This is a genomic window from Bacillus sp. JJ1609, from assembly GCF_036967045.1.
GTDB lineage: Bacteria > Bacillota > Bacilli > Bacillales > Cytobacillaceae > Mesobacillus.
On record NZ_JBALSS010000019.1, the window covers coordinates 14,743 to 30,461 of the forward strand.

At 44.4% G+C, this 15,719-nt stretch carries 13 protein-coding genes; all 13 read right to left on the bottom strand.

Features of this window, described 5'->3' with window-relative positions; genetic code table 11:
- Positions 1 to 8: 8 nt before the first annotated feature.
- Entirely contained in the window at positions 9 to 1,457 is a 1,449-nt protein-coding gene (locus V7654_RS14940) for a PH domain-containing protein (protein ID WP_335431308.1), read from the bottom strand.
- Positions 1,450 to 1,932 carry a PH domain-containing protein gene (locus V7654_RS14945; protein WP_335431309.1) on the bottom strand — a complete coding sequence of 161 codons (483 nt, stop codon included), beginning with the start codon at positions 1,930 to 1,932 and terminating at the stop codon, positions 1,450 to 1,452. Before V7654_RS14945 ends, V7654_RS14940 begins: the two co-directional genes overlap by 8 nt.
- Positions 1,933 to 2,159: 227 nt before the next feature.
- Positions 2,160 to 3,125 (bottom strand): UV DNA damage repair endonuclease UvsE, encoded by a 966-nt coding sequence (gene uvsE, locus V7654_RS14950; protein WP_335431310.1) that lies wholly within the window; start codon positions 3,123 to 3,125, stop codon positions 2,160 to 2,162.
- A 354-nt stretch (positions 3,126 to 3,479) separates the two neighbouring features.
- A complete protein-coding gene (locus tag V7654_RS14955; RefSeq protein WP_438825310.1) occupies positions 3,480 to 4,949 on the bottom strand; it encodes a DEAD/DEAH box helicase in 1,470 nt (489 codons plus the stop codon).
- Positions 4,950 to 5,504: 555 nt separating this feature from the next.
- Complete coding sequence (locus tag V7654_RS14960; RefSeq protein WP_335431313.1) at positions 5,505 to 6,215, bottom strand: alpha/beta hydrolase; 711 nt, start codon at positions 6,213 to 6,215, stop codon at positions 5,505 to 5,507.
- A 129-nt stretch (positions 6,216 to 6,344) separates the two neighbouring features.
- Positions 6,345 to 7,724 (bottom strand): UDP-N-acetylmuramoyl-tripeptide--D-alanyl-D-alanine ligase, encoded by a 1,380-nt coding sequence (locus tag V7654_RS14965; protein WP_335431314.1) that lies wholly within the window; start codon positions 7,722 to 7,724, stop codon positions 6,345 to 6,347.
- 217 nt (positions 7,725 to 7,941) lie between these two features.
- The gene (locus tag V7654_RS14970) at positions 7,942 to 9,024 is read right to left on the bottom strand and encodes a D-alanine--D-alanine ligase (protein WP_335431316.1); all 1,083 of its coding nucleotides are present in this window, start codon (positions 9,022 to 9,024) and stop codon (positions 7,942 to 7,944) included.
- 478 nt (positions 9,025 to 9,502) lie between these two features.
- A complete protein-coding gene (locus V7654_RS14975) occupies positions 9,503 to 9,922 on the bottom strand; it encodes a universal stress protein (protein WP_335431317.1) in 420 nt (139 codons plus the stop codon).
- A gap of 83 nt (positions 9,923 to 10,005) precedes the next feature.
- Positions 10,006 to 11,478, bottom strand: coding sequence for a SulP family inorganic anion transporter (locus tag V7654_RS14980; RefSeq protein ID WP_335431318.1), 1,473 nt, complete (start codon positions 11,476 to 11,478; stop codon positions 10,006 to 10,008).
- A gap of 242 nt (positions 11,479 to 11,720) precedes the next feature.
- Positions 11,721 to 12,104 carry a VOC family protein gene (locus tag V7654_RS14985; protein WP_335431381.1) on the bottom strand — a complete coding sequence of 128 codons (384 nt, stop codon included), beginning with the start codon at positions 12,102 to 12,104 and terminating at the stop codon, positions 11,721 to 11,723.
- A 96-nt stretch (positions 12,105 to 12,200) separates the two neighbouring features.
- The gene (locus V7654_RS14990; protein ID WP_335431319.1) at positions 12,201 to 13,643 is read right to left on the bottom strand and encodes an adenosylcobinamide amidohydrolase; all 1,443 of its coding nucleotides are present in this window, start codon (positions 13,641 to 13,643) and stop codon (positions 12,201 to 12,203) included.
- A complete protein-coding gene (locus tag V7654_RS14995; protein WP_335431320.1) occupies positions 13,643 to 14,701 on the bottom strand; it encodes a FecCD family ABC transporter permease in 1,059 nt (352 codons plus the stop codon). The genes V7654_RS14990 and V7654_RS14995 overlap by 1 nt, the downstream gene beginning before the upstream one ends.
- A complete protein-coding gene (locus V7654_RS15000; protein ID WP_335431321.1) occupies positions 14,667 to 15,629 on the bottom strand; it encodes an ABC transporter substrate-binding protein in 963 nt (320 codons plus the stop codon). Before V7654_RS15000 ends, V7654_RS14995 begins: the two co-directional genes overlap by 35 nt.
- Positions 15,630 to 15,719: the final 90 nt, after the last annotated feature.

Genomic DNA, 15,719 nt, shown 5'->3' on the forward strand with positions numbered 1-15,719 from the left:
TTTACTTTTTATTCTGCAGTTTCATGCGAATACCAATGATAAATCATATCAGCATCCTTTTTCTCAAGGTCGATTACCTTGCCCCCCGATCCGCCATGGCCTGATTTTACGATGGCTTCGACGGTTGCCAGCTTCTTTTTTCGCTGGAAAAAGCTTTCTTTGACGCTAAAGGACTGGACTTTATTTTTTTTCATAAAAACGGTGCTCTTTACAATATTCCGGTAGCGGAATGTCAGCATGCCGTTGTCCACGCTCCAGCCGGCATCCTTAAAATTCAAGAGTGACCACAGTCCAGAAACAACAAGCAGAACCAGCGCTGCATATCCCCATGGCCTGAAAAACCAAATGGCCGCAAGGATGACAGGAAGGATGACGATCCAGCCTTTTAATAAGTATCTAAAATACGCTCGTGAAGGCGCAGGCGTCAGCATATTCCGAAACTGGTAATCCGTCAAGTACGGTTCGAGCAAATCCGGTATCCGGCTTTTTTTTACAATCGGAAGAATGATAACCTTTGAGCTTTCATGATCAAGGGCAGAGCCCCCGGCACTTTCAATGTAGGCCGAGGCATAGCCAAGCGGCTGCCTGATCAGGTTTTCACTGATCCGGACTGCCTGGATGCGATTCAAAGGAATTGTAAATTGCCGCTTCTCCAGCAGCCCCCTAGTAATCACGAGGTCATTATCCACTTTCCTTACGGTAAAATTCGCGTATTTCAGCATCGTGCCAAAAAGAGCGATGATCCAAGCCAGCAAAAATCCTGCAAAGACAACGAAACTGACAAATATGAATCCGCTTTGAACGAAAGTTTCCACACCATCAAAAATTTGTTCATAAGGGATGAATTCTTCGAACTGAAAAACAAATGCCATTACAGCTGAAATGACGACACCGACTCCCCCAGAAGTCGAAGAGAGCATCAGCAATTCTTTTATCGAGATTTTATAAAGAACGTCCTCACTAGCTTCCTGTTCGTGTTCGTCCAGATCCAGCCTGTCAGTCCTTTTGATTGAGACTAAATAATTATGTATTTCTTCCGCATCCTGCTTTGTGATCGCGGTCAGGACCGCCTCCCCATCCTGCAGTCCCATTCCACCTGATCCAGCTGTCTCAACCTTCACCTTCACAAGGCCGAACAGCCTCTGTAAGATACCCTCCGATAAATCAAGGCTCTGAATTCTTTCAAAAGGAATATAACGCTTTTTGCGCACGATCAACCCATATTCGATTCTAAGTTCCCCTTGCTCGATGCGATAGGTGAACCTGTACCATGTCAGAACCCCATACACGAATACAAGCACAACAGCAGCGATCGATCCGTAAAAATAAAACTGGTCCCAATTCGTCCCCCGGCTTCCGAATACCACAAATACCAGAAACGGGATAATCAATTCCTTCAGCTGACGGAGAGCAGTGACGACCGCAGCGACCGGGTGCAGCCTCTTCGGTTCAGACATCTTCATCCGCCACCCTTGCCAGCCTTGAAATGGAAGTCCTCAAGTTCTCTGCTTCCTCCATATCAAGCGCGGGTATTTCATGGACCGTCGCAGCCGTGGAAACGGTTACTGTTGATAACCGGTACTTCCTCAGCAGCGGACCTTGCTGGGTATCAACATGCTGTACCCTTATCATAGGAATTAATGTTTTCTTAATGATAAATACCCCGTACTGAAGTTCAATCTCCTGCTCCCTGACCTCATAACGCCAGCGTTTCCAGCGCAGGGTCGGCAATAAAAAAATGAATAAATAGCTATATAAAGCTGCCACCATGAAGGCAGCCCCAATAATCCAATAAGGCCAATCAAATAAAACAGTCAAAGTTATCAGACCGCCCGCTATAAGCCAGACCACCAAAGAATGGAGGCAAGCAGATATTTTCCAGACAGTCAAAGCCCGCTCGGAAATACGCCTCTGCGGTTCAGAAATCGTCATAAAGCAACCTCCTGCTTTTCCAATTAATAGCACCTTCCTAAGTATACAACATGAATACTTTGTTGGGCATTAATTTCAGGTGACAGGTGTGTTTCGGGATTTGAAGTCATTATACATCTACAGCTTATTGGGCTGGAAATAAATAAGGTATGCAGCTCCCAGTATCACGCCTCTGCCAGGCAGGAAATCGTCCTAAATGCGAGCAGAATACTTTTCGAAAATCGGAATTATTTTAACAGAAAACTGCTGCCATCAATCGCTTCTACATCTGGAATCTTCTTTAAATCCTCCGCCAGCTTGAATAAGGCGAGGTCTTTCTTTTTCGCTTCGATCATGCAATGGATTTCGGGGACCGTCCCCTTTATGCCGCGAAGGAAATCCATGAACATATCTACATCGACGTATTCAGCATGGGCCCTGAATTCTTTTTCGGATCTTGGGCTGGATATATGCATTTTCACAGGCAGCTTGGAATGCTCCCACGTTCCCACAATCCGCTCCCATTGCTCCTGCCAATTAATATCCTCATGATGCGCCAGGTGATGGTGGTAATCGAAAACAAGCGGGATGCCTAATTTTTCACAGAGATAAAGAGTGTCGTGAAGGGTAAAGGATGTATCGTCATTCTCAAGGATGATCATGTCCTGCAACCTTGTTGAGACAAGTCCCCAGTTATGTATGAACTGCTCAAGCGCCTTCTCCCTGTCATCATACACACCCCCCACATGAAGGACGCAGCGGTGCTCCGGATCAATTCCCATTCCCTTCAGCAAAGCATGATGCATTGCCAGCGTCTTCACCGAATTATTGAGCGTGTCTGTTTTGAGAGTATTCAGCAGCACAAAATGATCCGGATGGAAATCTACACGCATCGGATTCTTTTGTAAAAAATCCGCTATGTCCTGCAAAGGCTCTTTTAGCGCCCGCATGAATTTCCAATCTGAAAGCTCCTCGTGATTAGCAAGCGGAATCAGCCTCGAACTCAGCCTGAAAAAATGAATCTCATTTGCCTTACTGTGCCTCAAGAGGCGCAGGCAATTTTCTAAGTTTGAGACCGCAATCCTTTCAAGCTTATTGATCGCCGCTTCACGGTCCTTGATTGCCTGGAATTGTTTAAAGGTCATAGTCTGCGACGGGGAAGCGTTCTTCAGCTCCTCACTCATCGCTACATAACCAAGCCTCACAATCGTCATCGCCTGCACCTCACACGTTTTTTAACGGTAGTATGCCCAACTATGTGTTTGAATTTAAGTTTCGAGATTCCCAAGTAATTTTTCACTTCACGATTAAATTGGAAAAAATCATTAGTTTTTTCCAGTTCGCGGGATTAGACAAATTTTCGCGGAATTAACGGGAGCTTTCGCGGAATTAAAGCAGATTTTCGCGGAATACCTTCTGTGACTATGAATTCACACTTTGTAAAAAGTGTGAATTTTCTCTTTCCAAGTATTTTTACTCAAAATATCATAGGCATTGTCATAGTCTTTTTCATTGACCCATAAAAAAATCCCCGGTTTTATAAAAACCAGGGATTTTCATCATTTTATTTATCTTGGTGATCTAGATTTAAAGCCGCCGCCTTCTCTGCTGCCGCCGGAGCGCTTAGCGCCGCCAGATCTTGGCTTCAAAGGTGGCTTCTTGCGTCCGCCGCCGCCGCTGTTTGAATCGTATCTTCTGCGGTCTTGAGGTTTTTTGTTTCTGTTTGGAAGAGGCTTTTCCTCAGTCAGCTTGACAGGAGACATATCCGGCTCTTTTGTCAGCATTTTAAGCACTGAAGCAACAACAGTTGTTGCATCATGATTTCTTAACAATTCATCCGCTGCCTGACGGTAATACTGCAGGTTGTTGGCTTCGATTGTTGACATGATTTTTTCAATGACTGCTTTTTGCTGGCCTTCTAAAGCTTCATCCATTGTTGGAGCTTTCAGCTTTTCCATACGGCGCTTAGTTGTTCTTTCTACTACCTGAAGGTAAGATTGCTCTCTTGCCGTAACGAAAGTGATGGCCATACCTGTTTTTCCTGCACGTCCAGTACGTCCAATACGGTGAACGTAGCTCTCTGGATCTTGAGGAATATCAAAGTTGTATACGTGTGTAACGCCAGAAATATCCAAGCCACGAGCCGCTACATCCGTTGCAACAAGTACATCGATTGAACCTTCTTTGAACTTTCTTAATACTGACATACGCTTCGCCTGTGTAAGGTCTCCGTGGATTCCTTCTGCAGTATATCCGCGCAGGTTCAATGCTTCAGAAAGTTCATCTACACGGCGCTTTGTACGACCGAAGATGATAGACAATTCTGGAGATTGAATATCAAGAAGTCTTGTAAGGACATCAAATTTATTCTTTTCTTGAACTTCAACATAAAATTGCTCGATTGAAGGGACTGTCATTTCTTTTGCTTTTACGCGAACGATTTGAGGGTCCTTCATGAAACGCTCAGCAATCTTCTGGATTGGGCCAGGCATTGTAGCCGAGAACAACAATGTTTGTCGTGCGCCAGGGATTTTAGCCAAGATGTCTTCGATATCTTCGATAAAGCCCATGTTCAGCATTTCGTCTGCTTCATCAAGGATGACAGTTTCAACGTTGCTTAGGTCAATCGTCTTTCTGTTGATGTGGTCAAGAAGACGTCCTGGAGTTCCTACGATAATATGCGGACCTTTTTTCAACGCGCGAATCTGGCGGCTGATATCCTGTCCGCCGTAAATCGCAAGAACGCCTACTTTCTTGCCAGCACCGATTTTATATAATTCTTCAGAAACCTGGATTGCCAACTCACGAGTAGGGGCAATGATGATTCCCTGAATATTATGGTTTTCCTTTTTGATCTTTTCAACTAGAGGAATACCAAACGCTGCAGTCTTACCAGTACCCGTCTGTGCCTGGCCGATTACATCCTTATTTTCAAGGCTGATCGGAATCGTTTGCGCCTGAATAGGAGTTGCTTCCTCAAAACCCATATTCTTTACAGCTTTTAATGTTGCGGGGCTAATGCCCATGTCTTGGAACATTGTCAACTTTGCTCATTCTCCTTTATATTCACATTTACTATTGTCCAGTTTCGGCTCCTAGCCCCTCGAGTCGCTTGTCTAGTTTCGCCTCCTAGAAACTCCGAAACTTCAACTCCGCCGGCAGAAGCAAAAAGCGCTTCTTTGTCGGAGTCTCCAGTTTCTGCGTTTCTGGGCAGTCGGCTACACATTTCGGTTTCGGTCCTGCCAATGAAGTCAAAGAGCGACTTCACTGCTGGCCCTCCAGCGCTTGTCGAGGCTGTACAGTCGCCTACACTTTTCGTTTATTAAGTGGCTGTTTAAGTATGATCCAAACCATTTCTGATTCTGGTTAGTTTATTGTACCGTTAATGGCAAAATAGGTGCTAGCACCTTGGTTTTAAGCAGGGCTGAATCAGCATTGAAATTAGTACGCTGAAGCACAGAACCTGAAATATTAGCAAAAAAAGACATTCTCCAAACCCGGGAGTATGTCCGCTTAAAGGATTTTCTCAGATAGACACTCAATATTTATCATACCATCTTTAGGAAGGAAAAGCAATTTTTGTGGAACACCGCTTAACTGCTCATTCCCTTTCTTTGCCTGGAAGTCAAAAAATCGTACACTTCCTCGAAAAGCTGTTCCTTTTCATCACAGTGACAGATCAGATGTTTGGAGTTTTTATAAAAAATCAGCCGTTTTTGTGCTGACCCAATATTTTCATATAAATATTGGGCACTTTTTGGAGGAACGATGCCATCACTCTCTCCCTGTGCTATTAATGTTGGGACCTTTACATCATTGAGAATAGGCTTGATTGTGTTCACGAGCCTGCGAAACTGCAAGGTAGCGGTCATGGGTGTTTCTTTAATTTTTCGCTTATAACGCCGGAATAGTTCATTTTCTTTCAGTTTTCCTTTAACTGTATCCCACATCATTTCCCTCACGTCGACGGCGAGCTGCTTAGGGTTCACATAATAGGCAGCTGCGCTGAGCAGGACAAGTTTTTCTACTGGATATTTCGCTGCAAGATAGCTTGCGATCAATCCACCCATCGAAAAACCGACGACATACACGGTATCACATTCCTTCAGGAGCTCTTTCAGTTCATTTTCGGCATGGTCGATCCATTGATCATATGTGATGCCTTTTAAACTGAGCTCATTTCCGTGACCAGGAAGTGTGGGGACAGCTATTTTCCAATCCGTTCTTTCTTTTAACGACTTGGCAAGGGGCTCTACTTCAAACGGCGCCCCAGTAAATCCATGGATTAAAAGACAACCTATCATAACCAATCACCCATTAGTTTTTCTCGTATTTAATCTTTCCCCATTTTAAATCATTTAACCCTCAAAATCCTATTATAACGACTCTGTAAAATCACAAAAAGATGCCCTGTTCAGGACATCCTTTTGTGGTTATTTTTGCAGTGATTGTACAACCTCTTCAAGCTTCATTCCACGTGAAGCTTTAACAAGGACAATCGTCTCGTTTGTCACATGCTTTTTCAGTTCATCACTCAATGCTTGTTTTTCCTGGTACGCAAACACCTTTTCTTCGCCAAGCACTTCTTTCGCGCCCTTGGCAATCATTTCGCTGAGCTTGCCATATGTGAAAACGAAGTCGATTTTCTCCGCATCTAAGGATGTACCCACTTTATAATGGTACTCTTCCTCAAGCGGCCCAAGCTCGAGCATATCTCCAAGGACAAGAATCTTCCGGCTATAGCCAGTCAGGTTCGCAACCAGATCTATCGCAGCATTCATTGAAGTCGGGCTGGCATTGTAAGCATCATTGATGATCTTCTCGCCTTTTGCCCCTTCTGAGAGCTCCATCCTCATGTTCGTCAGCTTCAGTCCGGCAAACCCTTCATTCATTTTTTCAAAAGGAACCCCAAGGAACTCTGCCGCAAGCATCGCTGCAAGCGCATTTAGAATGTTATGGTTGCCGAGAACTGGCAACTCGAAAGTCTCATCGCCATGATTCGTTTTGAACCTATTTCCATTTCCCATCGGTTCGACACTGACAGGATAAAGGTCATTTTCAGAGCTTGATCCAAATGTCTTCAGATTGCCTGTTCCATTATAATTCTTGAGCCTTTCTTGAAGCAGCGGCTCGTCACCATTAAAAATAATCAAGCCATTATCACGCAGCCCGCTGATAATCTCAAGCTTCGCATCCGCAATCGCTTCCCTAGAACCTAGGTCAAGCAAATGGGATTCGCCAATATTTGTAATGATAACAGCGTCAGGACGGCCCATTTCTGTTAAAAATTCAATTTCCCCTTTGCTGCTCATGCCCATTTCAAGCACAGCAACCTCTGTATCTTCTCTAAGACGGAGAAGCGTCAGCGGCAGGCCAAGGTGGTTGTTGAAGTTGCCTTCCGTTTTCTGAACCTTGAAATTTAATGCCAGCAAATCCGCTGTCATATCCTTCGTCGTTGTTTTCCCGTTGCTGCCTGTAATCCCGACTACTTTGATATCGAGTGAATTGCGGTAGCTCCTTGCCAGCTCCTGCAAAGCCACTGTTGTATCTTCAACGATAATGATTGGCAAATCTTCAGGAGGATTCGGAACATCCTTTTGCCATAGTGCAGCTGAAGCTCCGCCATTTTTAATGACATCAACAACAAAATTATGCCCGTCCGTTCTTTCACCTTTAAAAGGGACAAACAAATTCCCTGATTCAATTTTTCTCGTATCGATTGAAACGCCTTTGACGATCACATCACCGAACCTGCTGACATCGTTCAACGCTCCGGCCATTTGAGCGATTTCTGATAATGTTTTTTGGATCATATTGATTTCCTCCCATTGACAGCAAAAATGAAGGAACACGGCCAAAGAAGCATAATGCTTCCGCTGGCCGTGTTTCCCCTCGATGTAAATTTATAAATGCTCTACCTTTTTTGTACATACACCCCACCACATTAACGCATCACTCCACCGGGGGTCAGACCCCCAGTCCTTTAACGCGGTACATTACCGGGGGTCTGACCCCCAGCGCTTTAACGTGTTAAAAGGTATATTTGATTTTTTGCTTTTCTGTGTGGCGTTCGATTGCCAGGTTTACTAATTTTTCGATCAGCTGCGGATACTCGACTCCTGTGTGCTTCCATAGCAGCGGGAACATGCTGAATGGAGTGAAGCCGGGCATTGTGTTGACTTCGTTGATCAGGAATTCCCCTTCTTTTGTAAGGAAAAAGTCTGCACGGACTAGTCCTGAGCAATCAAGCGCTTTGAACGCTGAAACGGCCATCTCTTTTATATCAGCATATTGCTGTTCAGTGATTTCAGCAGGGATGATCATCGCTGTATCGCCATCTTCGTATTTAGCCTTGTAATCATAGAAATCCTTCTTAGGAACGATTTCACCGACTACAGAGCATTCAGGCTCATCATTGCCCAATACGCCGATTTCGATTTCACGTGCAACAACACCCTGTTCAATGATGATTTTACGGTCAAATTGGAAAGCCTCTTTGAAAGCAGCTTCAAGCTCTTCTTTGTTTGAAGCCTTGCTGATTCCAACACTTGATCCAAGGTTTGCAGGCTTTACAAAGCACGGATAGCCAAGTCTTTCTTCAACAAGGCTGTAAACTTTTTCGTTATCCTTTTCCCATTCGCTGCGAAGAGAAGATACATAATCCACCTGAGGCAGTCCCGCCTGGGCAAAGATGTTTTTCATGAGTACTTTATCCATTCCAGCTGCCGATGCTAATACGCCATTACCGACATAAGGAAGGTTCAGTAATTCCAAGAGACCCTGTACCGTTCCATCCTCACCGTTCGGACCGTGAAGCAATGGGAAAATGACATCAAGGGACTTACTTGATTCCGCTCCGCCAGCCTGGAATAATGCTGGTGTAAATGAAGGGGATGGCAGGTTTGAAGCATCAGAAAACTCAAGAGCCTTCACATTTTCAGCCGGAGCGCTCAATTGAGGGCCCTTGACCCACTCTCCTTCCTCCGTTATGTATATAGGATAAATCTCGAATTTTTCAAAATCCAATGCCTTCGTCACAGCCAGCGCTGTTTGCATTGAAACTTTATGTTCAGCCGATTTGCCGCCATACAGCAGCCCGATTCTTGTCTTCATAAAAATTGACCTCCAATATGATTCACTTTTCAATTCAGATAACATCTATGTCGAGTGTCTTAGCCTAATTTCATCCCGATTAACCTATTGCGATCATCCGCCATTAAGGGATAACCTTTAAGGGGCACAGGTCCGGCCATGGCACTACCGCTTTTTATTTTACCACTTTATATTTTAAGAAAGTAAATGTTATCAATTTTTAATATTAGTTCCCCAGCTATACTATTTCCTCTTTTATTTGTATGAAACCTCAAGCTTAATTTAATACCTGTTTGCTTAGAAACAAAAGTACTTTTATTGCTCCATTTCTAGGAAAATAACCCAGTTTTCCTGTGTAAAATACCATATGAAGCAATTAATAATTCCGTGAATATTGATTTCTCGCCACAAGGATTAAATTTCGAGGCAGAACTTCATAAAGTTGAAAAGACAGTGTAGATGAAAAAATAAAACCCGCCAGCAGGCGAGTTCATCGAAATTATTTAACAATCATCACCGGTGCTTTTACTCGTTTTGCCACTTTATGGCTGACGCTGCCAAGGACCATTTCCTGAAGCCCGTTCAAGCCGCGGCTTCCGACCACTACGACATCAAATTCATTCTTGTTTGCATATTCAACAATTGCCGGACCTGGTTCGCCCAGTAATTTTTCCAGCTTGAAGTTCAAATCTTCGCTGTTAAACAGGCTTGTCACTGGCTGGAGTCTAAGTCTTCTTTTTTCCTCGACCACAGAACGATTTGGATTGTGGAGTATATCTTCCTTCGATGTCTGTCCATCGATGACGTAAACTACGGTGATTTCACTATCGCCGCTTAATTTTGCCAGTACTGCGGCTTTTTTTGCCGCCCGCACAGAATGGTCAGAACCATCTGCCGCAAGTAAAATCTTTTGAAACATCGATACTCTCCCCCTGCCTATGTATCTTATCTTATATATAAAAGAAAGCACGCTGAATAGTCAACGTGCTTTCCCAAAATTCATTAATGTCCGGAAAGCTTGGCACCTTCCTGTTTATGAACAGCAAGCTTGTCAATCAAGTGGGAGCTTGGCTCATTCAAGCCCTGCAAACGGACTACCGTACCGTTCTCCCTTAATTTCAGGACTATTTTATCGATTGCCGCAACGGCTGAATCATCCCATACATGTGCATGAGTGAGATCAATTACAACTTCTTTCGCTGTTTCTTTAAAATCAAAGGAAGCAATCAAGTCTGTTACGGAAGCAAAAAACACCTGACCTGTTATAAAATATGTGCGGCGTTCTGCAGCAATATCATAAGTGGAGTTGACTTTCACCTTGGAGATCTTCGCTACAAAGAAAATCGCACTCAGGATGATACCGGCAAAGACACCTTTTGAAAGATCGTGTGTGAATACCGTGGTAACAGTACTTGTCACCATTACAATGGAATCCGTAACCGGATTTTTTGCCAATCCTTTGATCGAGGACCAGTCAAAGGTACCAATTGACACCATAATCATCACTCCAACAAGTGCTGCCATCGGAATTCTGACGACAAGATCTCCTAAAACAATGATCAGGAACATCAGGAATGTACCAGCCACAAATGCAGACAGCCTGCCTCGTCCGCCAGACTTAACGTTAATCACAGACTGTCCAATCATCGCACAGCCTGCCATGCCGCCAAAGAATCCAGCAACAATATTCGCAATCCCCTGTCCGCGGCTTTCCTGATTCTTATTGCTTTCTGTATCTGTCATATCATCAACGATCGAAGCTGTCAGCAATGATTCCAGCAGACCTACCATTGCCAATGCTATTGAATACGGAAAAATAATTTTCAAAGTTTCAAAGTTAAATGGTACATTTGGGATGAAGAATGCTGGCAGTTCAGAGGTCAGTTTTCCCATATCCCCAACAGTCCTTACATCACTATTCGTCATTAGCGCAATGATTGTGATCACGATAATTGCAACGAGCGGTGATGGAACTGCCTTCGTTACTCGCGGAAAAAGATAGATAATCGCAAGAGCACCCGCTACCATGGCATACATGACCCATGTAGCATCGACAAATTGTTCAAGCTGTGCCATAAAAATAAGGATGGCCAGGGCATTCACAAAACCGATCATGACAGATCGCGGAATGAATTTCGTAAACCTTGCCAGCTTGAAGACACCAAACAGGATTTGCAATAGCCCAGTCAGGATGGTCGCAGCAAATAAGTATTGAAGGCCATGATCTTTTACCAGCGTGACCATGACAAGAGCCATCGCTCCTGTTGCTGCAGAAATCATGCCAGGACGGCCGCCGACAAACGCAATTGTCACGGCAATCGCAAATGAAGCGTAAAGACCGACCATCGGATCAACACCAGCAATGATCGAAAAAGCAATTGCTTCAGGAATCAAGGCGAGCGCGACAACAATACCTGAAAGAATATCGCCTTTAATATTGCCAAACCATTGCTTTTTAATTGTATTCGTATTCAAATAAACACCCCTTATTATTATTTGTGGCTTCCTACTCTCAAGCAAGCCCGGTCCGATAAAAACAAGAGATATCATAACATAATAAGGGATATAGACAACCAACATGTAAGCGTTATATTTCCTATTTATCTTCTTTTTTCTTCACTTTTCAACATCATTCATATTCAAACGTTAAAAATAATTTCACTAACTGGAATCCGATTCCATAAAAAAATCCCTGCGTAACAACAGGGATTCATTCCTTATCCAATTGGCGTACAAATCTCAATATAATGCCCATCAGGATCAGCTGCATAGGCAACTACTTGGCCCCATGGCTTTTCGGTTGGCTCCAATAAAATCGGAACGCCAGCCTCGCGTAATTTTTCTACCGCACCTGTTACATCCTCGGTCACAAAACCAAGTTCAAAGGTCTGTTCCTTCCTTTGGCCGTCCGGAATAGGAAGCTTTGTGATTTCCCTTCCGCTTTCTCTCGTGTTCATGGAAAGGACGGTATTGCCTGTTTCATATTCGATATAAGTGCCAAATTCATTGCGAAGCCTCAAGCCAAGCAATTCACCGTAAAAGTGTTTTGTTTTTTCCAGATCTTCTACATAAAGAATGACGTATCCTAGTTTTAAATCCATGATTATCACCTCACTATATACATTCGTGACTAGATGCAGGATTCCTTCTTCAACGTTGCTTGATAAAAATATTGGGCCAGGATCGTTCATCGTGCCTCAATTTTTCGTTACGGATTGTTCTGATCGATATTTTAAAATCGCTTCCCTTGTACAGGTGTAAATTCCCTCACTAATCAATTTCCCAAGCGGAGTTGCTGTGCCGGCATAGGAAATTAATCCTCCTTGCTGAGTGGCGGCAATGCAAATACTGTCCGTGGAAATCCCGGGTGATGTGCCAGCATTTTCAGAAGGTCTTCCATCCATTTCCTGCAAGACACTCACTTTCGCTTCAGCCGCCGTCATCACGCTCTGGATAAAAGCTTCCTCGGAAATTTTCCCGTTAATAAACAGCCATGTATTGATATTCCGTGGAAGGTCCCTCGACGTGTTCCCTGCTGAGACAAGCACAAAAATCGAAAATTCATCAGCTTCGAAAAGCTCGTATGATGCAGTCTCTGCCGGAACAGCCGTCATCATGCCGACGGTCTCACTGGGAAGGAATCCATTCTCCTGCAAATATTCCGCCATCTCTGCCTTATGGTCACTGCAGTCATATTCTGCTGGAACAATCCTGTTCACAAATGAACTGTGCCAGCCAATCCCTGCACCGGTAATCCCCGATGACATCGTCCTTAACGGAATCAACGACTTGAGGACGATACGGTCACTGCCCATATCGAGCAGCCTCGAATCGATTTTTATATTTTGTTTTTCACCATCCCCAGCTTTCGGAAGCAACAGCAGCTGCGGCTTTGCGATTTCAGGATGGGGATGATTTTTCACTTCAGTTCTATATACCTTCCGAATCCGCTCTTCTTTTAAAACTTGCACAGGAGTATCAACAATCAAAATCTGTCCATTTTCCATCAGCAGCAGTCTGTCACAATAAAGCGATGCTAAATTCAAATCATGAAAAATAGATACTACCGTCAATTCTTCCTCAATGGTCCATTTTTTTAGCAAATCCAGCAATTCTTTTTGAAAAGAAAGATCCAGGTGATTCGTTGGCTCATCAAGCAGAAGGATTTTCGGCTGCTGTGCAAGAGCCTGGGCAAGAAACACCCGCTGCTTCTCGCCTCCTGATAATTCAACGATGGATTTTCCCTGAAGGTGGGTAATCCCCGTCTGGCCCATCACCCTTTGAACAATGAGCTCATCGTCTTTAGTCCAGCTGTTCAACCAGCCTTTTTGGTGTGCATACCGGCCAAGCGAGACCGTTTCTTTTACCGTGTAAGGAAAGGCCTGATCAGCATGCTGTGGGAGCACTGCCATTAACCGGGCAAGCTGCTTCGGAGTATAGTCATCCAGCGGCCGCCCATCGAGGGTAATACCACCATTTTTCGTACTTAAAGCACCGGAGATCATTTTTAACAAAGTGGTTTTTCCGCTCCCGTTCGGACCGAGAATGCCAAAGAGCTCCCCTTTTCCCACGGCAAACGAAATCCCCTTCAGGACTTCCCCTCCCGAATATCCGCCTGTTAAATCGTTAACGGTTATCATCATCCAGCACTTCTTTCCTTACGATTTCTCAATAAAATAAGCGCAAAAACCGGAGCGCCAATCAGCGCTGTGATCACACCGATGGGAAGTTCTGCGGGCGCAATCACGGTACGCGAAACAAGATCGGCAAGAATCAGGAAGCCGCTGCCGATTAAAACCGATAGCGGAAGCAAATGTCTGTGATCCGGCCCCCAAATGGTCCTTGTTAAATGGGGAATGACCAATCCGACAAAGCCTATTGTTCCTGAAACAGCAACAGCTGAACCTGTCAATAGCGAGCCTGACAGGAGAATCAACAGCTTCCTTCTTTCCACATTGACGCCAAGATGCTGCGCACGCTCTTCTCCAAAGGACATCGCGTTAAGTTCCCTGGCATTGGCTAGCAAGATCACCAAACCTATCATAAAGAATGGAAGGATAATTTTAATATACTCCCAGCCTCTCATCGAAACACTGCCAAGCAGCCAGCCAATGATCTGCCGAAGCTCCTCCCCCGAAAGGGCAATCATTAATGAAATAAACGCTCCTAGAAAGGAACTAAGAATGATTCCGGTCAGGATGATCGTTTCAACCCTGAGCAGCCGGTCGATTTGCCGGGCAAAAAATAACACAAATAGAATCGTTGCGAAGGCGAATAAAATACTCAGCACTGGCAGCGTATAAGACTGGAAAAACGGAAGCGATATTCCCAAAAACAGGGTAATAACTGCGCCGATCGAAGCCCCTGAAGAAATCCCTAATGTATATGGATCTGCCAGCGGATTCCTTAACAGTCCCTGAAATGCGGCTCCCGCAATGGCAAGAGAAGCGCCGACAAGACCTGCAAGCAATACGCGCGGCAGCCGTATCTCCATCACAATACTTACATGCATCGGATCGATTCCCTGTCCCTGAAAGCGGAAAATTTCAGCACCAATGATTTTAATAATAGCGGGTACAGGGATGGAAACCGTTCCGATTGAAATGCCAAATAGCATCGATATGATTAAAAAGGCTGTGGCAGCAACATATGCTGAACCTTTTTTATTTAAAAACGTCCGGATATATGGCTTTTGCAAGCTCCTCTGCTCCTTCAGCCAGCCTTGGACCTGAACGGGTAACGAGGTCGGAATGGACATCGAAAACCTGCTGGTCCTTGACGGCTTTTACATTTTTCCAGCCCTGTCGCCCAAGTACCTGCTCAACAGGCTTTTCTGAGTAATAACCATAAGTCGTTACAACGACATCTGGATTCCGCTCGACGATTGCCTCTTGATCGACCTTTGGCCAGCCGTCCATATCGCCAATAGCATTTTTAGCACCAATTAAAGCGAGCATTTCATCGATGAAAGTATTTTTTCCAGCAGCATAGATCTCAGGTGCTGGAGAAACCTCAACGAACACTGTCTTTTGCTGATCCGCCTTGATGGCATCAGCCTGTTTTTTCAGTTCAGCAAATCGGTTTTTCATATCACCAACGAGGTCAGCTGCTTTCTCCGGCTCACCAATCGCTTGTCCGATCATCTCAATCGATGTATATACTCCGTCAAATGTCTGTGCATCATTCACGATCACGACAGCAATTCCCGCATCCCGCAATTGCTGAAGCCCCGCTGCCGCACTATCAGCCGTTGACTCATGGGCAAGAATAAGATCAGGCTTCAGGGAAATCATTTTTTCAACATTGAATTCCATCCCGCCGATTTTTTCCTTCGCCATCGCTTCTTCAGGATAATTATCAAAATCCGTCACGCCTACAATCGCATCGCCATGTTCAAGCGCATAAACGATTTCAGTATTGCTTGGAATCAGTGAAATGATTTTTTCTGGTTTCTCTTCAATTACTACTTTATCATTAAGTGCATCTTTTACCGTTACCGGGAAACCTGTCTGTTTTTCCTGCGCGGCTTTTTCCTGCTGCTTGGGTTCGGACTGTATATCTCCACATCCTCCAAGTACGATGACAGCCATTAGCATAGCCAATAATAATGAATAGTAATTTTTCATTTGCTTCTCCTCCATTTTTTAGTTTTCCGCGATGTGCGAAAAAGCTGCTGAATAAGCTCTGTAAAGCTGAGTGTTGATTTTTAAACCCTG

Excerpts from the sequence above, each read along its gene's own strand:
- V7654_RS14975 (WP_335431317.1), bottom strand. The coding sequence starts at position 9,922 with ATGTTTCAAAAGATTTTACTTGCGGCAGATGGTTCTGACCATTCTGTG.
- V7654_RS14990 (WP_335431319.1), bottom strand. The coding sequence starts at position 13,643 with ATGATAACCGTTAACGATTTAACAGGCGGATATTCGGGAGGGGAAGTC.
- V7654_RS14985 (WP_335431381.1), bottom strand. The coding sequence starts at position 12,104 with ATGGATTTAAAACTAGGATACGTCATTCTTTATGTAGAAGATCTGGAA.
- V7654_RS15000 (WP_335431321.1), bottom strand. The coding sequence starts at position 15,629 with ATGAAAAATTACTATTCATTATTATTGGCTATGCTAATGGCTGTCATC.
- V7654_RS14970 (WP_335431316.1), bottom strand. The coding sequence starts at position 9,024 with ATGAAGACAAGAATCGGGCTGCTGTATGGCGGCAAATCGGCTGAACAT.
- uvsE (WP_335431310.1), bottom strand. The coding sequence starts at position 3,125 with ATGACGATTGTGAGGCTTGGTTATGTAGCGATGAGTGAGGAGCTGAAG.
- V7654_RS14960 (WP_335431313.1), bottom strand. The coding sequence starts at position 6,215 with ATGATAGGTTGTCTTTTAATCCATGGATTTACTGGGGCGCCGTTTGAA.
- V7654_RS14955 (WP_438825310.1), bottom strand. The coding sequence starts at position 4,949 with ATGTTCCAAGACATGGGCATTAGCCCCGCAACATTAAAAGCTGTAAAG.
- V7654_RS14945 (WP_335431309.1), bottom strand. The coding sequence starts at position 1,932 with ATGACGATTTCTGAACCGCAGAGGCGTATTTCCGAGCGGGCTTTGACT.
- V7654_RS14940 (WP_335431308.1), bottom strand. The coding sequence starts at position 1,457 with ATGTCTGAACCGAAGAGGCTGCACCCGGTCGCTGCGGTCGTCACTGCT.
- V7654_RS14965 (WP_335431314.1), bottom strand. The coding sequence starts at position 7,724 with ATGATCCAAAAAACATTATCAGAAATCGCTCAAATGGCCGGAGCGTTG.